This is a genomic window from Rhodosalinus sp. FB01 (assembly GCF_041365715.1).
In the GTDB taxonomy this organism is placed as follows: domain Bacteria; phylum Pseudomonadota; class Alphaproteobacteria; order Rhodobacterales; family Rhodobacteraceae; genus Rhodosalinus.
The window spans coordinates 26,291-48,567 of the sequence record NZ_JBGFSH010000011.1 but is presented as its reverse complement, the minus strand read 5'-3'; the positions used below and the strand labels follow the sequence as shown (position 1 = coordinate 48,567).

Genomic DNA, 22,277 nt, shown 5'->3' with positions numbered 1-22,277 from the left:
GGAGGGGTGGGCGGCGGCCGCATTGCTTCGCTGCGGTGCGCACCCTAATCTTCCGTCACGAGCATCCCGCCACTCAGGAGGACGACCCGCCCGTGCCACAGTTCAGAACGACCCTGCTCGCCGCCGCGTTAGCCGTTTCGGCGCCCCTCGCGGAGGCGGCATCCGTGCCGTCCGGCGCCTATCTCGCGGCGCGGCAGGCGTCCTATGAGGCCGACTACCGCGCCGCGGCACGCTATTACGCGCAGGCGCTGGCGCATGATCCGGGAAACACCGACCTCCTGCGCTCTGCGACGCACGCCAATCTCGGGCTCGGCGACGTGGAGAGGGCGCTGCCGATCGCGCGCCGCCTGGCCGCGTCGGACGCGACGAACGAGATCGCCAACATGGTGCTCTTCGCGGATCGTGGCGCCAACGATCGCTACGGCGAGATCCTGACCATGCTGGAGGAAGGCCAGGGGGTCGGCATGCTGGTGGATTCGCTGGTGCGGGCCTGGGCCGAGCTGGGGCAGGGCAACATGTCGGGCGCGCTCGTGGCCTTCGACGCCATGGCAGAGGAAGAGGGGCTGCGCGGTTTCGCGCTTTATCACAAGGCGCTGGCGCTGGCGTCGGTCGGCGATTTCGAGGGCGCGGACAAGGTCTATTCGGGCGAGGCGGGCGGATCCGCGCCGCTGACGCGGCGCGGGGTCATGGCGCATATCGAGGTATTGAGCCAGCTCGACCGCAACGAGGAGGCGCTGGAACTTCTGGACGAGAGCTTCGGCCCGGAGCTCGACCCGGCGCCGCGGGCGATGCGCGAGGCCCTCGCGTCGGGCGCGCGGCTGCCGTTCACGCAGGTCGGAAGCGCCCGCGACGGGCTGGCGGAGGTGTTCTTCACCATCGCCAGCGCGCTGCGCGGAGAGGCCAACGACGACTTCACGCTTCTTTACGCGCGGGTGGCGGAGCATCTGCGGCCCGACCACGTCGACGCCATCCTGATGTCGGCGGACCTGCTGGAGCGGCTGGAGCGCTACGAACTCGCCGTCGAGACGCTGAAGCGCGTGCCGCGCGATCACCCGTCCTACCACGCGGCCGAACTCGGCCGCGCGGAGGCGCTGCGCCTCGACGACAAGCCCGATGCGGCGATCGAGGTACTGGAGCAGCTGGCCGCGACGCATGGCGACCTGCCGGTGGTGCACTTCACGCTCGGCGATCTTTTCCGGGTGCTCGAACGTCACGCGGAAGCGGTCGCGGCCTACGACCGCGCGATCGCGCTTTACGACAATCCCGAAGAGGCCGACTGGTTCCTCTATTACGCGCGCGCCATCTCGCAGGAACGGCAGGATCTCTGGGAGGAGGCGGAGGCCGGGTTCCGCAAGGCGCTCGAGCTCAATCCGGGCCAGCCGCAGGTGCTGAACTATCTCGGGTATTCGCTCGTAGAGAAGCAGACCAACCTCGAGGAAGCGCTGGAGATGATCGAGCAGGCGGTCGAGGCGCGGCCCGACTCGGGCTACATCGTGGACAGCCTGGGCTGGGCGCTCTACCGGCTCGGCCGCTACGAGGAGGCGGTCGGTCACATGGAGCGCGCGGCGGAACTCATGCCGGTGGACCCGATCGTCAACGACCATCTGGGCGACGTCTACTGGGCCGTCGGCCGCAGGATGGAGGCGCGGTTCCAGTGGCATCGCGCGCTTTCGCTGATAAAGCCCGGCGAGACGGAGGACGTCGATCCCGACCGCATCCGCCGCAAGCTCGAGGTCGGGCTCGACCAGGTGCTGAGCGAAGAGGGCGCGCCGCCCCTCGAAGTCGCCAATGACGGCGGTTGAGGCGCACGCCCCGGCCAAGATCAATCTCGCGCTCCACGTCACCGGCCGCCGGGCCGACGGCTATCACCTGCTCGATTCGCTCGTCGTCTTCGCCGACCTGGGCGACACGCTGCGCGCGGCGCCGGCTGCCACAACCTCGCTTCGCGTGACGGGCCCGATGGCCCGGGGCGTGCCCGACGGGCCGGAGAATCTCGTGTTGCGGGCCGCGGCGCTGATCCGCGTCGACGCGGAACTCGAACTCGAGAAACACCTGCCGGCGGCCGCGGGGATCGGTGGCGGGTCCTCGGACGCGGCCGCCACGTTGCGGGCGCTGTCGCGACTGTCGGGGTGCGCGGTGCCCGGCGACGCGGCGACGCTTGGCGCCGATGTCCCGGTCTGTCTTGCCGCGCGCCCGGCCCGGATGCGCGGGATCGGCGAAACGGTGGAGCCAGTCGCGGGTCTGCCGGCGCTTGCCGCGGTGCTGGTCAATCCGGGGGTGTCGCTCTCCACGCCCGAGGTTTTCGCGCGCCTCGCGCAGCGAGAGAACCCGCCCTTGCCCACGCCGTTGCCGCGCTGGGCGGACGCGGCGGCGCTGGTGCGATGGCTTTCGGCGCAGCGCAACGACCTGGAGGCGCCCGCGCGCGCCCTCGCGCCGGTCGTCGGAGAGGTGCTCGCCGCGCTTTCGGCGTCCCCGGGCTGCGCGCTCGCGCGGATGTCGGGCTCCGGGGCGACCTGTTTCGGGCTCTTTCCCGACCGTGAGGGCGCAGAGACCGCCGCCGCCGCGCTGGCGCGGCCGGGATGGTGGGTGCGCGCCGTGACGCTCGGCGGATCTCAGTAGCGGCGGCGCACCCGCGTCCGGAGCGCCACGGGCCGGTTCCTCTGCCGCTCGCGCAGGAACACGAAAAGCCCGGCCCCCACGATGAGCGCGATGCCCGTCCAGACCGGCCCCGAGGGCCATTCGGCGAACACGAACCAGCCCCAGAGCACCGCAAGCGGCAGCGCCACGTATTCAAAGGGCGCCACGGTCGCCACGTCCGCGGCCCGGTAGGCCGCCGAGAGCGAATAGCCGATCACCGTCGCGTTCGCGCCGAGCGCGAGGAACAGCCAGAGATCGCGCCCCTGCGGCCAGACCCATTCCCGCAGGAGGAAGACGAGGCTCTCGTTCTCGAGCCCTTCGGCGAACCGCCCGTCGCCCGCGACGATGTAGAATCCCGCGGCCACCACGAGAAAGGTGCCCTGGATATAGACCGCCATCGCCGACGCCTTCGCCGTCGCGCCGAGCTTTCGCGTCAGAAGCTGCATCAGCGCGTAGGTCAGCGCGGCGACGACCGGCCGCAGCAGCACCGCCCGCGGAACGTCGAGTGTGCCTTGCCAGGGCCGGAGCATCACCAGCACGCCCGCGAAGCCGGCCACCACCGCGCCGATCCGCCAGGGCCCCACCTTCTCTCCCAGAAGCGGGATGGACAGCAGCGTGATGAAAAGCGGCGCGGCGAAGAAGAGCGCCGTCGCCTCGGCGAGGGGCAAAACGGCCAGCGCGGCGAAATAGGTCATGTTCGCCGTGACCACCAGCAGCCCGCGCGCGAGGTGCAGCCCCGGCCGGTCGGGCCGCAGGATGCGCCAGCCGCCCTCGATCTGCACGCGCGCGAGGCTGAAGGGTATCGCGATGGCCGAGCGCACGAACACCATCTGGTGCAGGGGGTAGCCGCCCGAGAGCAGCTTGATCAGCATGTCGTTGGCCGAGATCGCCAGCATGCCCGCGAGGATGAAGCCGATCCCCCTGGCGGCGTCGTTCATCGGCAAGGGCGCGCTGGGCAAGGTCACGGGCGTGGCTCCTTCCCCTCCAGCGCCTAGCAGCGCGCGCCGCGCGCCGCTAGCCCGTCCGCGACATCGAGCGCACGCGCGCAGGCCCTTGTGCCCGGGACGCTGCGGGCTACTGTGCCGCTGACGAGGGAGGCGGAATGCCGGCAATTCTGGAAATCGAGGATCTGCGAAAGACCTACGGGGGCGGGCTCGAGGCCCTGAAAGGCGTGTCGCTCAGCGTCGAGGAGGGCGAGATCCTCGCGCTGCTGGGGCCCAACGGCGCGGGCAAGACCACGCTCATCTCGGCGCTCTGCGGCATCACCATGCCCACCGGCGGGCGGGCACGCGTCGCCGGGCACGACATCCTAGAGGATTTCCGCGCGGCGCGGGCGCTGATCGGGCTCGTGCCGCAGGAGGTCGCGCTCGAACCCTTCATGAAGGTGCGCCATACCGTGGAGTTCTCCCGCGGGCTCTTCGGCCTGCCGCGGGACGACGCGCTGGTCGAGCGGGTGCTGCGGAACCTGTCGCTCTGGGACAAGCGCGACGCGCAGACCCGGGAGCTGTCGGGCGGCATGAAGCGGCGCGTGCTGATCGCGAAGGCGCTGGCCCACGAGCCGCGGCTTCTTTTCCTCGACGAGCCGACCGCCGGGGTCGACGTGGAACTGCGCCGGGGCATGTGGGAAACCGTCGACCAGCTCAAGGCGGATGGGGTGACGATGATCCTGACCACCCACTACATCGAGGAGGCGGAAGCCATCGCCGACCGCGTGGGCGTCATAAACGGGGGCGAGTTGCTGCTGGTCGAGGAGACGGGGCGCCTGATGGAGCGGCTGGGGCGCAAGGAACTCCTGATCGAACTGCACGAGCCGGTGGACGCGGTGCCCGAGGCGCTGTCGCGCTACGGCCTCGAACGCGTCGATGACGGGGCGCGGCTGGTCTACAGCTACGACCGCTCGGCCGAGCGCACGGGCATCACCCAGCTTCTGAACGACGTGCAGAAGGCGGGGCTCGTTCTTCGCGATCTGTCCACGCGGCAGTCGAGCCTCGAGGAGATCTTCGTCGATCTCGTCCATGGCAAGGACGGGTCGGAGGCCCGGCCATGAACTGGGGCGCCGTGGCGGCGATCTACCGGTACGAGATGGCGCGGTTCTTCCGCACGCTCCTGCAGAGCTTCATCTCGCCCGTGATCTCCACGTCGCTCTATTTCGTCGTGTTCGGCGCGGCGATCGGCTCGCGCATCCAGGAGGTGGAGGGCGTGAGCTACGGGGCCTTCATCGTGCCGGGCCTCGTCATGCTGACGGTGATGACCCAGGCGATCTCGAACGCGAGCTTCGCGATCTATTTCCCGAAATTCATCGGCACGGTCTACGAGCTGCTCTCGGCGCCGATCAGCTTCCTCGAGATCGTGATCGGCTATGTCGGTGCGGCGGCGACGAAATCGCTCTTCATCGGGGTGATCATCCTCGTCACGGCGAGCTTCTTCGTCGAGGTCCGCGTGAGCCATCCGCTGGCGATGGCCGCGTTCCTTGTGCTGACCTGCGTGAGCTTCTCGCTCATGGGGTTCATCATCGGCATCTGGGCGAAGAATTTCGAGCAGCTCCAGCTCGTGCCGCTGCTGATCGTCACGCCGCTCGTGTTCCTGGGCGGGTCGTTCTATTCGATCTCCATGCTGCCGGCGGCGTGGCAGACCGTGGCGCTCTTCAACCCGGTCGTCTACCTCATCTCGGGGTTCCGCTGGTCGTTCTACGGTCTTGCCGACGTGCCGGTGGGCATCAGCCTTCTGGCCATCGCGGGCTTTCTCGCGCTTTGCCTCGGGGCGATCTGGTGGATCTTCCGGACAGGGTGGCGCATCCGCTCCTGACCCGCGCCGGAGAGGCGCCGCCGCCCGCGCGCAGGGCGCCGCGTTCTTTTCCGCCCCGCCTTGTTTGTCGTGCCCGGCCAATCTACATCCGGCAGCATGGAAATACACCTGCCCTTTCTCTCGCGCCGCCCGACGGTGGCGGTGGTCCGGCTGACCGGCATGATCGGGACGGGCGGGCGTTCCAGCCTCAACGACAACGCGGTGGCGCCGGCGATCGAGCGCGCCTTCTCGCGGGGCAAGCCGGCCGCCGTTGCGCTCGAGATCAACTCGCCGGGGGGGGCTCCCACGCAATCCTCGCTCATCGGGGCGCGCATCCGCCGTCTGGCCGATGAAAAGAAGATACCCGTCTACGCCTTCGTCGAGGACGTGGCGGCCTCGGGGGGCTACTGGATCGCCTGCGCGGCCGACGAGATCTGGGCCGACACCGGCTCTGTCGTGGGCTCCATCGGCGTCATCTCGGCCAGTTTCGGCGCCCACGTCTTCCTTGCGCGGCAGGGGCTGGAGCGGCGGGTGCATACCGCCGGCAACTCCAAGACCCTGCTCGACCCGTTCGAGCCCGAGAAGCCCGAGGATGTCGAGCGGCTGCGCCGCATCCTCGACCAGATGCACGGCGCCTTCATCGGACATGTGAAAAGCCGCCGGGGCGACAGGCTTGCCGACGATCCGGACATCTACACCGGGGAGATCTGGCTGGGCGCGGCGGCGCAGGAAAAGGGTCTGGTGGACGGCATCGGCCATCTCGAACCGAAGATGCAGGAAATCTTCGGCGACAAGGTTCGCTTCCGCCGCTACGGCCTGCGCCGCGGCATCCTTCAGCGGCTTGGCGCACAGGTCCTTTCCGACGGCATCGCGGTGCTGGAAGAGCGCGCAGCCTATGCGCGCCTTGGCCTCTGGCCGTGATCCTCAAGGTTGTCCTTCTCTTTCTTGCAGGCATGGGGGTGCTGGCCATGTTCGGCCGCCTGCGTTTTCCGGGCCAGCGCGCGCTCCGCTCGGCGCGCTGCCCCGACTGCGGGCGCTACCGGATCGGAAAGGGGCCCTGCCCCTGCGGCAGGGAAAGGGGCTGAGGGATGACGGTCTGGCTGCTCGCGGGCCTCGGGCTCGTCATCCTGCTGCTGGCCGGCGATGCTCTGGTGAAAGGCGCGGTCAACCTGTCCCTGCGCCTCGGCGTGCCGGCGCTGATCGTGGGGCTGACCATCGTGGCCTTCGGAACCTCCGCGCCGGAGTTGCTGATCTCGGTCAGCGCGGTGCTGGAGAATGTGCCCGGCCTTGCGCTCGGCAACGTCGTGGGCTCCAACACGGCGAACATTCTGCTGGTGCTCGGGGTGCCGGCCCTGCTTTCGACCATGAGCACGGGCGCGTGCGAGATGCGCAAGAGCTACCTGTTCATGCTGGCGGCCACGGGCCTCTTCATGGTGCTGGCCTTCACCGGGATCTTCACCTGGTGGTCGGGCCTGATCCTGCTCGCCGCGCTCGCGCTGGTTCTGGCGGACGCGTTCCGGGACGCCCGCGCGCACAGGTCCGCCACGCTGGACGTGGCCGAAGCGCTGGAAGATGTCGAGGGCGCGGACCCGGACATGCCGTGGTGGAAGATCGGCGTCTTTCTCGCGCTGGGCCTCGCCGGATTGCCGCTCGGCGCGGATATTCTCGTCGACAACGCCTCCGCGCTCGCGCGCATCTACGGGGTGCCCGACACGGTGATCGGGCTGACGCTCGTGGCGCTCGGCACATCGCTGCCGGAGCTTGCGACCACCGTGATGGCGGCGCTGCGCCAGCAGGCCGACGTGGCGCTCGGCAACGTCATCGGCTCCAACATGTTCAACCTGCTCGCGATCATCGGGATCGCCGCGCTCGTGGGGGACATTCCCGTCGACGCCGAGATCCTGCGCTTCGACATCTGGGTCATGCTGGGCGCGTCCCTGCTGCTGCTTCCGGTCGTGTTCCTCGGCCGGGATCTGACGCGGATCTGGGGTGTCGGCTTGACCGCGGGCTATGTCGCCTATGTGGTCCTGCTGCTGAGCTAGGGAGGCACGCGGCATGTCACGGGCACTGGTCACGGGCGCGGGAAAGCGGCTTGGACGCGCGATGGCGCTGTATCTGGCCGGCCGCGGCTACGACGTCGCGGTGCATTACGCCAGTTCGCGCGAGGACGCGCTGTCCGCCGTCGCCGAGATCGAGGCCCTGGGGCGTCGGGGCGTGGCGCTCCGGGCCGATCTCCTGAACGAGGCGGAGGTCACGCCGCTTGTCGATGCCGCGGCCGAAGCGCTGGGCGGGCCGCTCACCTGCCTCGTGAACAACGCCTCCATCTTCGAGCATGACCGGATCGAGACCGCGACGCGCGAAAGCTGGGACCGGCATTTCGAAAGCAACCTGCGCGCGCCCTTCGTGCTGACCCAGGCGCTCGCGCGGCAGGTGCCCGAGCCGCTGATCGACGCGCGGGGAGAGCCGGTGGCGCAGGGCCTCGTCATCAACATGATCGACCAGCGCGTGCGCAAGCTCACGCCCGAGTTCATGACCTACACGCTGGCCAAGGCCGGGCTGTGGGCGTTCACCCAGACCGCGGCGCAGGGCCTCGCGCCCCGTCTTCGCGTCAACGCGATCGGGCCGGGGCCGACGCTTTGCGGGGCGCGCCAGACCGAAAGCCATTTCGCGCGCCAGCGCGCCGCAACGGTGCTCGGCCGCGGGGCGGATTCCGCGGGCATCACCGCGGCGCTGGGGTATTTCCTCGATGCCGAAGCGGTGACCGGCCAGCTGATCTGCGTGGATGGCGGCCAGCACCTCGCCTGGCAGACGCCGGACGTGCTGGGCGTCGAGTGACCGCCGTGCGGCCGGAAGGCGCGCGAGTTGTGCACCGGTCACAGGATCTTCAAGAAAGATTTACAAATTTGTGTGCGATTTCATCGTCTTGGCGAGGTGGTGAAAAATGTGCAATGAAGTCAAGGTTTTGCAGGAGCGCCTAAAAATTGGGCAAAGCGGCGAAGCTACCCGAACCAAACGAAAATCCTTGTCTGCCCAAAACTTGCCCGCAGCTTTATCCACAGAAACCGTGGATTTGTTTGCCCTTGCCATGACGGTCGCGAGATTGCAGCCGGACCGGGGGAATCGTATCTCTGCGCCATGAGCGACCGCGCCGAAACCGACGCTTCCGGAAACGTGACCGGGCACGCCTGCATCCAGGGCTATCTGAAGACACTCGACAGTTCGCCGGGCGTCTATCGCATGCTCGATGCGGAAAGCCGGGTGCTTTATGTCGGCAAGGCGCGCAACCTCAAGGCGCGGGTGTCGAACTACGCCCGCCCGTCGGGGCACAGCCCGCGCATCGCGCGGATGATCCGCGAAACCGCCTCGATGATGTTCCTGACGACGCGGACCGAGACCGAGGCGCTGCTGCTCGAGCAGAACCTCATCAAGCAGCTCAAGCCGCGCTACAACGTGCTTCTGCGCGACGACAAGAGCTTTCCCAACATCCTCGTGGCCAAGGACCACGCGTTCCCGCAGATCAGGAAGCACAGGGGCGCCAAGACGGAGAAGGGCGCCTATTACGGCCCCTTCGCGAGCGCCGGCGCGGTCAATCGCACGCTGAACCAGCTTCAGAAGGTGTTCCAGCTGCGCAACTGCTCGGATTCGGTGTTCGAAAGCCGGACCCGGCCCTGCCTGCTCTACCAGATCAAGCGCTGCTCGGGACCGTGCGTCGGGCTGATCTCGCAGGAGGATTACGCCGCGAGCGTGCGCGACGCCGAGCGCTTCCTGTCGGGACGATCCACCACGATACAGGAGACGCTCGCGGCCGAGATGGCCGAGGCGGCCGACAAGATGGAATTCGAGCGCGCCGCCGCCCTGCGTGACCGCATCCGCGCGCTGACGCAGGTCCAGGGCGTGCAGGGCATCAACCCGCGCGGCGTGGCAGAGGCGGACGTGATCGCGCTGCACATGGAGGGCGGTCAGGCCTGTGTGCAGGTGTTCTTCATCCGCGCCAACCAGAACTGGGGCAACCGCGATTTCTACCCGCGGGTCGGCGCGGACGTCTCCGAGGCCGAGGTGATGGAGGCGTTCCTCGGCCAGTTCTACGACAACAAGGAGCCGCCGCGCCTGTTGCTGCTGTCGCACCCCATCGAGAACGCGGATCTCATGCAGGAGGCGCTTTCGGGCAAGCGCGGCCGAAAGTCGGAAATCCTCGTGCCGCAGCGCGGAGAGAAGGCCGAACTCGTGGCCGGGGCGGCGCGCAACGCCCGGGAAAGCCTCGGGCGCCGCATGGCCGAGACCGCGACGCAGGCGAAGCTTCTGAAGGGCCTCGCCGAGGCGCTGGAGCTCGAGCAGCCGCCGCGTCGGATCGAGGTCTACGACAACTCGCACATCATGGGCACGAACGCCGTGGGCGCGATGGTCGTGGCCGGCGCAGAAGGGTTCGAGAAGGGCCAGTACCGCAAGTTCAACATCAGGGGCGAGGACGTGGCGCCGGGCGACGATTTCGCCATGATGAAGGAAGTGCTCACCCGCCGCTTCAAGCGCCTTCTGAAGGAGGATCCCGACCGGCGATCGGGCGCCTGGCCCGACCTTCTGCTGATCGACGGCGGCGCGGGCCAGGTGAGCGCCGTGCAGGGCATTCTCGAAGAGCTGGGCGTGCCCGACATCCCGGTCGTGGGGGTAGCCAAGGGCGTGGACCGCGACGCCGGCAAGGAAGAGTTCCACCGCCCCGGCGCACGTCCCTTCGCGCTGCGCCACAACGATCCGGTGCTCTATTTCGTGCAGCGGCTCAGGGACGAGGCGCACCGCTTCGCCATCGGCAGCCACCGCGCGAAGCGGGCGAAGACGGTGGCGGCCAACCCGCTCGACGAGGTGCCGGGCGTGGGCGCGGCGCGCAAACGTGCCCTGCTGGAGCATTTCGGATCGGCCAAGGCGGTGACGCGGGCGGATCTCGCCGACCTGAAGGCGGTGGAGGGGATTTCGGGCGCGCTCGCCGAGCGGATCTACGCCCATTTCCACGAGGGCAGCTGAGCGCGAATTTACGATCGAAAATTCGCGCGGCCGGGCCGGCGTTCCTAGGAATTTTCGGTCGAAAATTCCTCTTCAGGCCCAGACGCCCTCGGCCGCCGCGCGAATGGCGCGGATGTGTTCTCCGTAAGGTGCGGGGTCTTGCGCCGAGCCGCCCTTGAAAACCGCCGAGCCCGCCACGAGCACGTCGGCGCCGGCCTCCGCGACACGCGGCGCGGTCGCCGCGTCCACGCCGCCGTCCACCTCCAGGTGGATGGGGCGGTCGCCGATCATCCGCCGGAGCGCCGCGATCTTGGGAAGCTGGCTTTCGATGAAGCTCTGCCCGCCGAAGCCCGGGTTCACCGTCATCACGCAAACGAGCTCCACCAGGTCGAGCACTTCCGCCACGGCCTCGGCCGGCGTGCCGGGATTGAGCGCGACGCCCGGCTTCACGCCCGCCGCCCGGATCGCCTGCAACGTGCGGTGCAGGTGCGGTCCCGCCTCGACGTGGGCGGTCAGGATGTCCGCGCCCGCCTCGGCGAAGGCGCCGATCAGCGGATCGACCGGCGCGATCATCAGGTGCACGTCCATCACGGTGGAGATGTGCGGGCGCAGCGCCTTGCACATGGCCGGGCCGAAGGTGATGTTCGGCACGAAGTGGCCGTCCATCACGTCCACATGGACCCAGTCCGCGCCCTGCGCCTCGACGGCGCGGCACTCCGCGCCGAAATCGGCGAAATCGGCGGCGAGGATGGAGGGGGCGATCTTCACGGCGGGCATGGGACACTCCTTTGCGGCTGGCGCCGATATAGGGCCGGGCGTGCCCGCTGTCAGCCCGTCTTGAAGGGCGCCATGCCCTCGCGGGCGAGCTGGTCGGCGCGCTCGTTCTCGGGGTGGCCGGCATGGCCCTTCACCCATTCCCACGTCACGTCGTGGCGCGCCTGCGCGGCGTCGAGCCTTTGCCAGAGCTCGGCGTTCTTCACCGGCTTCTTCGACGCGGTCTTCCAGCCGTTGCGTTTCCAGCCGTGGATCCAGCCGGTCACCCCGTTCTTCACATAGGCGCTGTCGGTAACGACCGTGATCGCGGAGGCGCGGCCCAGCGCCTCCAGCGCCGCGATGGCGGCCATCAGTTCCATGCGGTTGTTGGTGGTGGCGGGCTCGCCGCCCTTGAGCTCGCGTTCCTTCAGGACCGACTCGCCCTCGACGGCCTGCAGGAGCGCGCCCCAACCGCCGGGGCCCGGATTGCCCGAACAGGCGCCGTCGGTGAAGGCGTAGAGCTTGGCCATGCGGGGCGGCTTAGCCGCGCCGGGCGGGGGCCACAAGGGCCGCGAAGGTCACCCAGTCGGCCATCGCGCCGTCCAGCCCCTTGTCGCGGCCGCGCCGGCGGGCGACGATCTCGAAGCCGGCCTCGGCCAGTAGGGTCTCGAGTTCGGGTTCGGTGTAGTAGGTGTAAAGCCGCCCCAGCCGGTCGCGGGTGGCGCCGGTGCCCGTCTTGCCCCCGATATGGAAGCGGCCGCGTGGCTTCAGCGCGCGGCGGATCGCGGCGAGATGGCGGGGCATGGCCTCCCGCGGGGCATGCAGCAGGCTGAAATTGGCCCAGATCCCGTCATACGTCGCTGCGCCGCCGATCTCCTCGAAGCTTGCCTGCCAGGCGGTGACGCCGGGCTGCGCGGCGGCAAGGCGCACCATCTCGGCGGAGGCGTCGGTCGCATCCACGGCAAGGCCGGCCTCGCCCATCGCCGCCGCCGCGATCCCCGGCCCGCAGCCGAGATCGAGCACGCGGCCGCCCCTGGGCAGATCCGCGATGAAGGCCAGCAGATCCGGATCGTCGCGCAGCCCGGCCGTCACCTTCGCGTAACGGCCGGCTTCGGCGTCATAGACGGACACGGTCTCCCGGTCGGAAGTCACGCGAACACCCCCACGGCCAGGCAGATCACGACGATCGCCGGCAGGAGCAGGCGCAGCGGCATCCACCAGCCCGGTGCGAGGCCCTGCCGGGCGAAAAGCCAGTCGAGGCCGAGAAGGCCGACGAACCCCGCGATCAGGCTGATGCCCGCATGGGTCGGACCGCCCCCCGTCATGAAGAAGGCCCAGAGCGCCGGGACGACCGAGAGCGCGTAGCCGGTCGCCGCCACCGCGCCGTCGGCCTTCGTGGCGAAGCCCCAGAGCACCCCGGACATGAAGGACAGGATGATCGCGCCGTAGAACAGCAGCACGTAGGGCCCGACGAAGCGGGGGCCCAGGGCTTCAACGCCCCAGGCCTGAAGCGCGGGGTCGAGCATGGTGAGCGCGCCCCAGACGAAGGGGATCAGCCCCGCGAGGCCGAGGGCAAGGGCGGCTGTGGGAATCCGGGTCATTGCGCCGTGCCCGCCACCTTGTCCTGCATCCGCCCGGCGGCGGGGGCGGATGCGCCAAGGGCGCTCCGGCCAAGGGCATCGCGCCGGAGACGCGCCACCGGAGCGCGCCCGCGGATCGGGGTGTCGGCGAAAGATGCGTGCCCCGCCAAACGTCGGCCGTCGCGCCGGCGGCGATCTTCTGCGGCGATGTCGAAGAGGGGACGGCCCCGGCGCAGCAGCGCCCGCTGCGCCCTGGCGCCGAAATGCTCCTGCATCAGGCCGGTTCCCTCAGCACGCGCGGCACCTTGAAATTGACGTTCTCCTGCGCCGTCTCGACCTGTTCCACAGTCACGTCGTACCGGTCGCGGAAAGCGTCGATGACTTCTTCCACCAGCTCCTCGGGAGCCGAGGCGCCGGCGGTGACGCCGATGCTGGAGATGCCGTCGAGCGCGCGCCAGTCGATGTCGCGCGCGCGCTGCACGAGCTGGGCGTAGGGGCAGCCCGCGTTGCGTCCGACCTCGACCAGGCGCTGCGAGTTCGACGAGTTGGGCGCGCCCACCACGAGCATCGCGTCGGCGCGCGGCGCCATCGCCTTCACCGCTTCCTGGCGGTTGGTGGTGGCGTAGCAGATGTCCTCCTTGTGGGGGCCCAAGATGGCGGGGAAGCGGGCCTTCAGCGCGGCCACGATGCCCGCCGTGTCGTCCACCGAAAGGGTCGTCTGGGTGACGAAGGCAAGCCTCTCGGGGTCGCGGACTTCGACCCGCGCCACGTCCTCCACCGTCTCGACAAGGAGGACCTCGCCTTCGGGAAGCTGGCCCATGGTGCCCACCGTCTCGGGGTGGCCGGCGTGGCCGATCATGATCATCTGAAGGCCGTTCTCGTGATGCCGCTCGGCCTCGATGTGCACCTTCGAGACCAGCGGGCAGGTCGCGTCCACGAAAAGCATCTCGCGCCGCGCGGCCTCCGCCGGCACGGCTTTCGGAACCCCGTGGGCGGAAAAGATCACCGGCCGGTCGTCGGGACATTCGTCGAGCTCTTCCACGAAGACCGCGCCCTTGGCGCGCAACCCGTCGACGACGAACCGGTTGTGGACGATCTCGTGGCGGACGTAGACGGGCGCGCCCCATCTCTCGAGCGCCAGTTCCACGATCTGGATCGCACGGTCCACGCCCGCGCAGAAGCCGCGCGGCGCGGCGAGGTAGAGGGTGAGGGCGGGTTTGGTCATCGCGGCCTCCGGGATCATGCTCAAGACCTAGACTCCAGCGGGCAGCGCGTCCAGAGACCGGCACCCCGCGCGTTCGTGAATTGACAGACTTGCAGGGCGACGGCATCCGGACTTGGTATGCGCGTTTCCGGACGGAGACTCCCGAATGATGCCCATCGCCCTCATGGCCGCGCTGCTTCTTGCGGGACCGGCCCTCGCGGAAGGGATGCTTCCCTACGAGGATCCGTCGCGGGTCGCGAACGGAGAGGCGATCTACGGAACCCATTGCGCGGCCTGCCACGGCGCGGCACTGGAGGGCGCGCCCGACTGGCGCGCGCCGGGCCCCGACGGCCTCATGCCCGCGCCCCCGCATGACGCCTCGGGCCACACCTGGCATCATGCCGACGCGCTTTTGGTGGATATCGTCACGCGCGGGACGGAGGCGGTCGTCGGCGGCGACTATCGCTCCGGCATGATCGGCTTCGGCGAGGTGCTGAGGAAGGACGAGATCCTGGACGTCCTTGCCTTCATAAAGAGCACGTGGCCCGAAGAGATCGTCGAGATCCACAACGACGTGAACCGCCGCGCCGCCATCTTCAGGGACTGACCGCGCCCGTGGCCCAGGCCAGCGCGGCGTAGCGGCCGGTCTTGGCAGCGGTGACGAGGACGAGGAACAGCCAGGGCGGCGTGCGCATGATCCCCGCCACGACTGTGAAGGCGTCGCCGAAGGGCGCCCAGCTCAGAAGCAGGGTCCACACGCCCCAGCGGGCGTACCAGCGCTGGGCGCGGTCCAGGTCGGCCTCGCGGACCGGGAACCAGCGACGGTGCCGGAAATGCTCGATCCAGATGCCCATCACGTAATTGACGACGGCGCCGAGCGTGTTGCCCAGCGAGGCGACCACCACGAGCAGCCAGGGCGGCGAGACGCCGCCCGCCTGCAGGCCCACGAACAGGATCTCGGACTGGAACGGAAGGATGGTCGCCGCCCCGAAGGCGACGACGAAAAGGCTGGAGAGCGCTGAGATCTCGGCCCACATGGCGCGATCGGGCGGGGTGCGTTCAGTCCCCGGTCGCCACGCGGATGTCGCGGTCTGCCGGCTGCTCGCGCGGCGGGCGGCCGATCACGTCCTTGAGATCCTCGAGCTCGATGAAGTTGTCGGCCTGTCGCCGCAGCTCGTCCGCGACCATGGGGGGCTGGCTGCGCAGGGTGGAGACGACCGACACCCGGACGCCTTGCCGCTGAAGGCTTTCGACGAGCGGGCGGAAATCGCCGTCGCCGGAGAAGATCACGATGTGATCGATCCGGGGGGCGAGTTCCATCGCGTCGACGGCCAGTTCGATGTCCATGTTCCCCTTCACCTTGCGGCGGCCCTGCGCGTCCGTGAACTCCTTCGCCGGCTTCGTGACCATGGTGAAGCCGTTGTATTGCAGCCAGTCGACCAGCGGGCGGACCGGCGAATACTCCTCGGTGTCCAGGATCGCGGTGTAATAGAACGCGCGCAGAAGCTTGCCCCGGCGCATGAACTCGTGCCGCAGAAGCTTGAAATCGATGTCGAAGCCGAGCGCCCGCGTGGCCGCGTAGAGGTTCGAGCCGTCGATGAACAGCGCAAGCCGTTCGTCCTTGTAAAACATCCGGGATCCTTCCAATTGTCGTGGCCGGTGGCGCGCGTGCGACGGCGCTGCCGGGGAAAACGTCGTTCCAGCAATAATTCACGAGGATAGCTTATCGGCCCCGAACCTCAAGAGACCCGGAGCAGCGCGCGTGGCGGCATCGGGACCGCGCTGATCGCGCTCGGCGCGAACGTGCCGCGCCCGGGGCGCACGCTGCGCGAGACGCTGGAAGCGGCGCTGTCCGACCTTGCCGCGGGCGGGGCCCCGGTGCGCGCGGTCAGCCGCTTCTACCGGACGCCGTGCTTTCCCGCGGGCGCGGGGCCCGATTACGTCAACGCCGCCGCGGTTCTGGAATGGGACGGCCCGCCGCGCGGGCTGCTGGATCTGCTGCACGCGGTGGAGCGCGCGCACGGGCGCGAGCGCGTCCGGCGGTGGGGGCGGAGGACGCTGGACCTCGATCTTCTCGCGCTGGGCGATGCGGTCCTGCCCGACCGCGCCACGTTCGAGGCCTGGCGCGCCCTGCCGCCCGTGGCACAGTCCGAGGAGGCGCCGGGGGAACTGATTCTTCCACATCCCAGGATGCATGAGCGCGCCTTCGTGCTGGTGCCGCTCGCCGAGGTGGCGCCGGGCTGGGTGCATCCGGTGCTCGGCGCGGACGTGGCGCAGCTTTGCCGCGCCTTGCCGGACGACCTGCGCAGCGAGGTCGTGCCGCTCTGATTCGCCGCTTGCGTTTTTCCTGCGTGGGCGCTAGACATTCGGCTTTGCTCTCGCACCTGATGAATTGGAGTGCCCATGGCCCGCGTGACCGTCGAAGACTGCGTCGACAAGGTTCCCAATCGGTTCGAACTTGTCATGCTCGCCGCGCATCGCGCCCGCGAGATCTCGGCCGGCGCGCCGCTCAGCGTCGAACGCGACAACGACAAGAACCCGGTGGTGGCGTTGCGCGAGATCGCCGACGAAACCCAATCCGCAGACGCGCTGCGCGAGCGGCTGATCGAGTCGAACCAGACCCAGATCGAGGTGGACGAGCCCGAAGAGGATTCCATGTCGCTTCTGATGGGCGGCGGCTCGGAAGCCGACAAGCCGGCAGAGGATGAAATGCCCGACGAGACGCTTCTGCGCCAGCTTCTCGAGGCACAGAGACAGGGCTGACACTGGAACTCGAGACCGAAACGCGTATCGGCGGGGCGGAAGACCTCGCCGCGCGCATCAAGAGCTACAACCCCCGCAGCAACGCGGGCCTGATCGGCCAGGCGTTCGAGTATGGTCGTGCCATGCACGAAGGCCAGTTCCGCCATTCCGGAGAGCCTTACTGGAGCCATCCCGTGGCGGTGGCCCATATCCTCGCCGAGCAGCGGCTCGACGACGCCACCATCGTCACCGCGCTTCTCCACGACACGATCGAGGACACGAAATCCACCTACTCCGAGGTCGCGACGCGGTTCGGCGACGAGGTGGCGATGCTCGTGGACGGGGTGACGAAGCTTACCAACCTGCAACTCAGCTCCTCCGAGACGCGGCAGGCGGAAAATTTCCGCAAGCTCTTCATGGCGATGTCCAAGGATCTCCGGGTGATCCTCGTGAAGCTGGCCGATCGCCTGCACAACATGCGCACCATCAAGGCCATGCGCCCCGACAAGCAGGCGCAGAAGGCGCGCGAGACGATGGACATCTACGCGCCCCTCGCCGGGCGCATGGGCATGCAGTGGATGCGCGAGGAGCTCGAGGATCTCGCTTTCCGGGTGCTCAACCCCGAGGGGCGCGCCTCGATCATGCGCCGTTTCATCACGCTTCAGAAGGAAGCGGGCGACGTGATCGAGCGGATCACGGGCGACATGCGCCACGAGCTGAAGGCCGCCGGCATCGAGGCCGAGGTGTTCGGCCGTGCCAAGAAGCCCTACGCGATCTGGCGCAAGATGCAGGAGAAGGAGCTCGCCTTCTCCCGGCTTTCCGACATCTACGGTTTCCGGGTCATCACGCGATCCGAGATGGACTGCTACCGCGCGCTAGGCGCGATCCACCAGCGCTGGCGCGCCGTGCCGGGCCGGTTCAAGGACTATATCAGCCAGCCCAAGTCGAACGGCTACCGCTCCATCCACACCACGGTGTCCGGGCGCGACGGCAAGCGCGTCGAGGTGCAGATCCGCACGCAGACCATGCACGACGTCGCCGAGACGGGCGTGGCCGCGCACTGGTCCTACAAGGACGGGGTGCGCGCCGAGAACCCGTTCGCGGTCGATCCGGCCAAGTGGATCTCGCAACTGACCGAGCAGTTCGACGCCGAGGAAGACCATCACGAGTTCCTCGAGGCGGTGAAGCTCGAGATGTACTCGGACCAGGTGTTCTGCTTCACGCCCAAGGGCGACGTGGTGAAGCTGCCGCGGGGCGCGACGCCCATCGACTTCGCCTTCGCGATCCATACGCGGATCGGCAGTTCCTGCGTCGGCGCCAAGATCGACGGGCTGCGCGTGCCGCTCTGGACGCGCATCAAGAACGGTCAGTCGGTGGAGGTCATCACTGCCGAAGGCCAGACGCCGCAGCCGTCCTGGCTGGAGATCGCGATTACCGGCAAGGCCAAGTCGGCGATCCGGCGCGCCCTGCGCGAGCAGGACCGCGAACGCTTCGTGCGCCTCGGCCGCGAACTGGTGCGCGCAGCCTTCGAGAACGTGGGCAAGAAGGCCACGGACAAGGCGCTCGACACCGCCGCCAAGCGGCTGCGCCTGCCCGACCGTCACGAGATCCTGGCACGCATGGGCTCGGCCGAGCTGACCGCGCAGGAGGTGGTGCGGGCGGTCTACCCCGATCTCGCGCCGAAGGACGTCGCCCAGATCGACACCTCCCGGGCCGTGATCGGCCTCGATCCCGGCCAGAATTTCGAGCGCGCGCCGTGCTGCCAGCCGTTGCCGGGCGAGCGGATCGTGGGCATCACCTGGCGCGGGCGGGGGGTGGTGGTCCACGCCATCGATTGCGGGGTTCTCGCCCAGTTCGAGGACCAGCCCGCGCGCTGGATGGACTTGCACTGGCAGGCCGGAAGCCACCCGCCCGTCTACACGGTGACGCTCGACGTCACCATCGGCAACGACGCCGGCGTTCTGGGACGTATTTGCACATTGATCGGAGAGCAGAAGGCCAATATCTCAGACCTCGAATTCGTCGACAGGAAACCCGATTTCTATCGCCTGCTGATCGACGTGGACCTGCGCGACGCCGAGCATCTGCATTCGATCGCCTCGGCGCTGGAAGCCGAGAGCGACGTGGCCGCGGTCGAGCGGTTTCGCGATCTCTCCCGTTCCTCGCAGGAGCCGCGCGCGAGCTGAAGGAACGCCCCCGTGGTCTTCAAGCGCCGCGACAGACGCAACTGGTGGACGGTCATGGCCACCGCGCTTTGGCCCAAGGGGGGCTGGGGGCGTGCTTTCCGTTACGTAAAGTATCGGATGCGACGCCTGCCGGGCACGCCGGAAAGTATCGGGCGGGGCATCTGGGCGGGCGTCTTCGTGACCTTCACGCCGTTTTACGGGCTGCATTTCTTCATCGCCATGGCGATGGCCTGGATGATGCGCGGCAACGTCATCGCCTCGCTGTTCGGAACGTTCTTCGGCAATCCGCTCACCTATGTCCCGATCGGGGTCATCTCCCTGAAGACCGGTCACCTCATCATGGGGACCACCTTCGACGAGAAGGACGGCCGGTCGCTGCTCGACAAGTTCATGGGGGCGGGGGGCGATCTGCGCGACAATCTCTGGGCCTGGCTCACCGGTGCGCCGCAGGACTGGCGCGGGTTGGCGGTCTTCTACGACGACGTGTTCCTGCCCTACACGATCGGCGGGATCATTCCCGGGATCATCGCCGCCACGGCCATGTATTTCCTGTCCGTGCCCGTGATCCGCGCCTATCAGAAACGCCGTGCCGCCAAGGTCATGGAGCGGCTGGAAAAGAAGCTGCATCGCGCTTCTTCTGCCGGGGCTGACGAACGCTCCGGCACGAAGTAGGCGGACGCGCGACCAAAAGGAGGACCGCATGGCCCAACCCGATCTCAGGCTCGGCGTGAACATCGACCATGTGGCGACGGTGCGGAACGCCCGCGGCGGCGCCTTTCCCGACCCGCTGCGCGCGGCGAGGCTGGCCGAGGAGGCCGGCGCCGACGGCATCACCGCGCATCTGCGCGAAGATCGCCGCCATATCACCGATGCCGATATCGAGGGGCTGATGGACGCGCTGAGCGTGCCGCTCAACTTCGAGATGGCCGCCACCGACGAGATGCAGGCGATCGCGCTGCGCCACGGGCCGCACGCCGTCTGCATCGTGCCCGAGAAGCGCGAGGAAAGGACGACCGAGGGCGGGCTCGAGGTCGCGCGGGAGGAAAACCGGCTGGCCCATTTCATCGCCCCCCTGCGCGAGGCGGGCTGTCGGGTGTCGATCTTCATCGCCGCCGAGCGCGCGCAGGTCGAGGCCGCGCACCGGATCGGGGCGCAGGTGATCGAGCTGCACACCGGCGCCTATTGCGACGCCCATGCCGAGGGGCGCTTCGCCGACCGCGACGCCGAGCTTGCCCGGCTGGCCGAGATGGCCGCCTTCGCGCATGGCCTGGGGCTCGAGGTGCATGCCGGCCACGGGCTCACCTACGACACGGTGGGTCCCGTCGCCGCGCTTCTCGAGGTCCGGGAGCTCAACATCGGGCATTTTCTCATCGGCGAGGCGATCTTCCGCGGACTCCGGGGCGCGATCGAGGAGATGCGCCGGATCATGGATCACGCCCGCACCGACGCGTCATGACGCCCGCGCCCATCCTTCTGCGCCGCTGGGCGGCGGCGCTCGTCGCGGGGCTGGTGGGCCTCGTGGCGCTGTGGCAACTCGAGGCCGCCCGCTTCGGCATCGGGATCGACCGCTTCCATGTGGGCGAGACACCCGTGACGCGCTATGCCGCTGCGGGCGCGGAGGGTCCCCTCGTCGTCATCGCCCATGGTTTCGCGGGCTCGCGGCAGATGATGCAGGCCTACGCGCTGCCCCTGGCGCGGGCGGGCTATCGCGTCTGGGCCTTCGACTTCGAGGGGCACGGGCGCAACCCGGTGCCGATGTCGGGCGACGTGGACAGCATCGACGGCACCACGCAGCGGCTGATCGATCAGACGCTGCGCGTCGTGGGCGAAGGCCGCGCGCGCGAAGGCTGGGACGGGGACGTGGCGCTTCTGGGCCATTCCATGGCGACCGACATCATCATCCGCGCCGCGCTTCGCGAACCCCGCCTCGGGCCGGTCGTCGCCATATCGGCGTTCAGCCAGGCGGTGACCGCAGAGGCGCCCGAGCGGCTCCTGATGATTTCCGGCCAGTGGGAGCCCGGCCTGCGCGACTTCGCGCGCGACGCGCTGCGCATGGTCGATCCCGCGGCCCGCGAGGGCGAGACGGCGCGCGCCGGCGACGTCGTCCGCCGCGCGGCCGTGGCGCCGCTCGCCGAACATGTCGCCGTGCTCTACAGCAAGGCGGGACGGGAGGAGGCGCTGGCGTGGCTCGATGCCGCCTACGGGCGCGAGAGCGCCGTCGCCGTGCCCCGCACGGGGCCGTGGCTGCTGGCGCTTCTGGCATCGGTGGTGACGCTGGCCTGGCCGCTTTCCCATCTGCTGCCCGACAGGCGCGTTCCGCGCGCCCCACTTCCGGCGCGCCGCTTCGCGATCGCGGTGACGGCCCCGGCGCTGCTCGCGCCGCTCATCTCCGTGCCGATAGACCTGAACGCGCTGCCGGTGCTGGTGGCCGACTACCTCGCCGTGCATCTCCTGGTCTTCGGGGGCGTGCAGCTCGCGCTTCTGCGCTGGTTCGGCGTGCCGCTTGGCCGGGTCTCGCCGGTCGCCACGCTGGCGCTGCTTGTCTGGGGGCTCGGCGTGTTCGGCTTCGTGCTCGACCGCTACGGCGCGAATTTCTGGCCGACGGCAGAGCGCGGGTGGATCATCCTCGCCCTCGCGGCGGGCGCGGTGCCCTTCATGCTGGCCGACGGCCTCGTGACGATGGGCGGGCGCGCGCCGCTCTGGCAGCGGATCGCGGCGCGGCTCGCCTTCTTCCTGTCGCTGGGCCTCGCCGTGGCGCTCGATTTCGAGCGGCTTTTCTTCCTCGCGCTCATCGCGCCGGTGATCGTGCTCTTCTACGTCGTCTACGGGCTGATGGGACGCTGGGCGGCGCGCACCGGTGGCGCCGCGGCGGCCGGGCTCGCCCTGGGCCTCATCCTCGCCTGGGCGCTCGGCGTGAGCTTTCCGCTCTTCGCGGAAGGGGGGGCTGGCGGATGATCCTCGGCGTCGGCACCGATCTTGCCAACATCGAGCGCATCGCGCGCACGCTCGAGCGGTTCGGCGACCGGTTCCGCAACCGCGTCTTCACCGAGGAGGAGCAGCGCAAGTCCGAGAGACGGCGCGACACGGTTGGTACCTACGCGAAGCGCTGGGCGGCGAAGGAGGCGTGCTCCAAGGCGCTGGGCACCGGACTGCGCATGGGCATCGCCTGGAAGGACATGCATGTGAGCAACCTCCGCACCGGCCAGCCGATCATGCACGTCACCGGCTGGGCGGCGGAGCGCCTCGCGGAGATGACGCCGCAGGGCCATGTCGCGGTCATCCATGTCACGCTGACCGACGATCATCCCTGGGCGCAGGCCTTCGTGGTGATCGAGGCGCTTCCGGAGCCCTGAAGCTGGACACCGGGTGCGGATCTCTGGCCTGTTGATGGCGTCGCCC

The 22,277-nt window shown here is 69.1% G+C and carries 25 protein-coding genes; 16 read left to right on the top strand and 9 right to left on the bottom strand.

Translation table 11 applies throughout. The annotated features are described in order from the left end of the window. Window positions 1-92 precede the first annotated feature (92 nt). Window positions 93-1,802: a tetratricopeptide repeat protein gene (locus AB6A65_RS14335; protein ID WP_371039073.1), complete on the top strand. Its 1,710-nt coding sequence runs from the start codon at window positions 93-95 to the stop codon at window positions 1,800-1,802. Next, window positions 1,789-2,619, top strand: a complete 831-nt coding sequence (locus AB6A65_RS14330; RefSeq protein WP_371039072.1) for a 4-(cytidine 5'-diphospho)-2-C-methyl-D-erythritol kinase — start codon at window positions 1,789-1,791, stop codon at window positions 2,617-2,619. The genes AB6A65_RS14335 and AB6A65_RS14330 overlap by 14 nt, the downstream gene beginning before the upstream one ends. Here the strand turns inward: AB6A65_RS14330 and AB6A65_RS14325 are convergent. Next, a complete protein-coding gene (locus AB6A65_RS14325; protein ID WP_371039130.1) occupies window positions 2,613-3,575 on the bottom strand; it encodes a DMT family transporter in 963 nt (320 codons plus the stop codon). The genes AB6A65_RS14330 and AB6A65_RS14325 overlap by 7 nt on opposite strands. 164 nt (window positions 3,576-3,739) lie before the next feature. On the opposite strand from AB6A65_RS14325, the gene AB6A65_RS14320 reads away from it, so the two are divergent. The 6 genes from AB6A65_RS14320 (at window position 3,740) to uvrC (ending at window position 10,434) form a co-directional block, all read left to right on the top strand. Then, window positions 3,740-4,684 (top strand): ABC transporter ATP-binding protein, encoded by a 945-nt coding sequence (locus tag AB6A65_RS14320; protein ID WP_371039071.1) that lies wholly within the window; start codon window positions 3,740-3,742, stop codon window positions 4,682-4,684. Beyond that, entirely contained in the window at window positions 4,681-5,442 is a 762-nt protein-coding gene (locus AB6A65_RS14315; protein WP_371039070.1) for an ABC transporter permease, read from the top strand. The genes AB6A65_RS14320 and AB6A65_RS14315 overlap by 4 nt, the downstream gene beginning before the upstream one ends. Window positions 5,443-5,538: 96 nt before the next feature. Continuing rightward, window positions 5,539-6,342 carry a S49 family peptidase gene (locus AB6A65_RS14310; RefSeq protein ID WP_371039069.1) on the top strand — a complete coding sequence of 268 codons (804 nt, stop codon included), beginning with the start codon at window positions 5,539-5,541 and terminating at the stop codon, window positions 6,340-6,342. Between the two features lie 167 nt (window positions 6,343-6,509). Further along, window positions 6,510-7,463 (top strand): calcium/sodium antiporter, encoded by a 954-nt coding sequence (locus tag AB6A65_RS14305; protein ID WP_371039068.1) that lies wholly within the window; start codon window positions 6,510-6,512, stop codon window positions 7,461-7,463. Window positions 7,464-7,476: 13 nt separating this feature from the next. Further along, a complete protein-coding gene (locus AB6A65_RS14300) occupies window positions 7,477-8,256 on the top strand; it encodes an SDR family oxidoreductase (RefSeq protein WP_371039067.1) in 780 nt (259 codons plus the stop codon). A 300-nt stretch (window positions 8,257-8,556) separates the two neighbouring features. Next, a complete protein-coding gene (uvrC, locus tag AB6A65_RS14295) occupies window positions 8,557-10,434 on the top strand; it encodes an excinuclease ABC subunit UvrC (RefSeq protein WP_371039066.1) in 1,878 nt (625 codons plus the stop codon). Between the two features lie 72 nt (window positions 10,435-10,506). On the opposite strand, the gene rpe is transcribed toward uvrC, so the two are convergent. Genes rpe through ispH form a run of 6 tightly spaced genes read right to left on the bottom strand, consistent with a single transcriptional unit; the run spans window position 10,507 to window position 13,971 of the window. Beyond that, on the bottom strand, window positions 10,507-11,190 hold the full coding sequence (gene rpe, locus AB6A65_RS14290; protein ID WP_371039065.1) for a ribulose-phosphate 3-epimerase: 684 nt from the start codon (window positions 11,188-11,190) through the stop codon (window positions 10,507-10,509). Window positions 11,191-11,240: 50 nt separating this feature from the next. After that, window positions 11,241-11,696 (bottom strand): ribonuclease HI, encoded by a 456-nt coding sequence (gene rnhA, locus AB6A65_RS14285; protein WP_371039064.1) that lies wholly within the window; start codon window positions 11,694-11,696, stop codon window positions 11,241-11,243. 10 nt (window positions 11,697-11,706) lie between these two features. Further along, entirely contained in the window at window positions 11,707-12,297 is a 591-nt protein-coding gene (locus AB6A65_RS14280) for a class I SAM-dependent methyltransferase (protein ID WP_371039063.1), read from the bottom strand. Between the two features lie 17 nt (window positions 12,298-12,314). Then, the gene (locus tag AB6A65_RS14275; protein ID WP_371039062.1) at window positions 12,315-12,767 is read right to left on the bottom strand and encodes a DUF3429 domain-containing protein; all 453 of its coding nucleotides are present in this window, start codon (window positions 12,765-12,767) and stop codon (window positions 12,315-12,317) included. Beyond that, window positions 12,764-13,021 (bottom strand): hypothetical protein, encoded by a 258-nt coding sequence (locus AB6A65_RS14270; RefSeq protein WP_371039061.1) that lies wholly within the window; start codon window positions 13,019-13,021, stop codon window positions 12,764-12,766. Before AB6A65_RS14270 ends, AB6A65_RS14275 begins: the two co-directional genes overlap by 4 nt. Further along, complete coding sequence (gene ispH / locus AB6A65_RS14265; protein WP_371039060.1) at window positions 13,021-13,971, bottom strand: 4-hydroxy-3-methylbut-2-enyl diphosphate reductase; 951 nt, start codon at window positions 13,969-13,971, stop codon at window positions 13,021-13,023. The genes AB6A65_RS14270 and ispH overlap by 1 nt, the downstream gene beginning before the upstream one ends. A 145-nt stretch (window positions 13,972-14,116) precedes the next feature. Between ispH and AB6A65_RS14260 the strand changes: the two genes are divergently transcribed. Then, the gene (locus tag AB6A65_RS14260; protein ID WP_371039059.1) at window positions 14,117-14,557 is read left to right on the top strand and encodes a cytochrome c; all 441 of its coding nucleotides are present in this window, start codon (window positions 14,117-14,119) and stop codon (window positions 14,555-14,557) included. Here AB6A65_RS14260 and AB6A65_RS14255 read toward each other — a convergent pair. Both AB6A65_RS14255 and AB6A65_RS14250 read right to left on the bottom strand, forming a co-directional pair. After that, window positions 14,547-14,987 (bottom strand): YqaA family protein, encoded by a 441-nt coding sequence (locus AB6A65_RS14255; RefSeq protein WP_371039058.1) that lies wholly within the window; start codon window positions 14,985-14,987, stop codon window positions 14,547-14,549. The genes AB6A65_RS14260 and AB6A65_RS14255 overlap by 11 nt on opposite strands. A gap of 22 nt (window positions 14,988-15,009) precedes the next feature. Beyond that, window positions 15,010-15,582, bottom strand: a complete 573-nt coding sequence (locus AB6A65_RS14250) for an NYN domain-containing protein (RefSeq protein WP_371039057.1) — start codon at window positions 15,580-15,582, stop codon at window positions 15,010-15,012. Between the two features lie 93 nt (window positions 15,583-15,675). On the opposite strand from AB6A65_RS14250, the gene folK reads away from it, so the two are divergent. The 7 genes from folK to acpS all read left to right on the top strand — a co-directional run bounded on the left by folK (window position 15,676) and on the right by acpS (window position 22,231). Further along, window positions 15,676-16,278 carry a 2-amino-4-hydroxy-6-hydroxymethyldihydropteridine diphosphokinase gene (gene folK / locus AB6A65_RS14245; protein WP_371039129.1) on the top strand — a complete coding sequence of 201 codons (603 nt, stop codon included), beginning with the start codon at window positions 15,676-15,678 and terminating at the stop codon, window positions 16,276-16,278. Between the two features lie 75 nt (window positions 16,279-16,353). Beyond that, a complete protein-coding gene (gene rpoZ, locus AB6A65_RS14240) occupies window positions 16,354-16,713 on the top strand; it encodes a DNA-directed RNA polymerase subunit omega (protein WP_371039056.1) in 360 nt (119 codons plus the stop codon). Window positions 16,714-16,739: 26 nt separating this feature from the next. Beyond that, a complete protein-coding gene (locus AB6A65_RS14235) occupies window positions 16,740-18,878 on the top strand; it encodes a bifunctional (p)ppGpp synthetase/guanosine-3',5'-bis(diphosphate) 3'-pyrophosphohydrolase (protein ID WP_371039128.1) in 2,139 nt (712 codons plus the stop codon). A 12-nt stretch (window positions 18,879-18,890) separates the two neighbouring features. Further along, the gene (locus AB6A65_RS14230) at window positions 18,891-19,550 is read left to right on the top strand and encodes a DUF2062 domain-containing protein (RefSeq protein ID WP_371039055.1); all 660 of its coding nucleotides are present in this window, start codon (window positions 18,891-18,893) and stop codon (window positions 19,548-19,550) included. Window positions 19,551-19,578: 28 nt separating this feature from the next. After that, entirely contained in the window at window positions 19,579-20,334 is a 756-nt protein-coding gene (locus AB6A65_RS14225) for a pyridoxine 5'-phosphate synthase (protein ID WP_371039054.1), read from the top strand. Then, window positions 20,331-21,833, top strand: coding sequence for an alpha/beta hydrolase (locus AB6A65_RS14220; protein WP_371039053.1), 1,503 nt, complete (start codon window positions 20,331-20,333; stop codon window positions 21,831-21,833). Before AB6A65_RS14225 ends, AB6A65_RS14220 begins: the two co-directional genes overlap by 4 nt. Further along, on the top strand, window positions 21,830-22,231 hold the full coding sequence (acpS, locus tag AB6A65_RS14215) for a holo-ACP synthase (protein WP_371039052.1): 402 nt from the start codon (window positions 21,830-21,832) through the stop codon (window positions 22,229-22,231). The genes AB6A65_RS14220 and acpS overlap by 4 nt, the downstream gene beginning before the upstream one ends. Window positions 22,232-22,277: the final 46 nt, after the last annotated feature.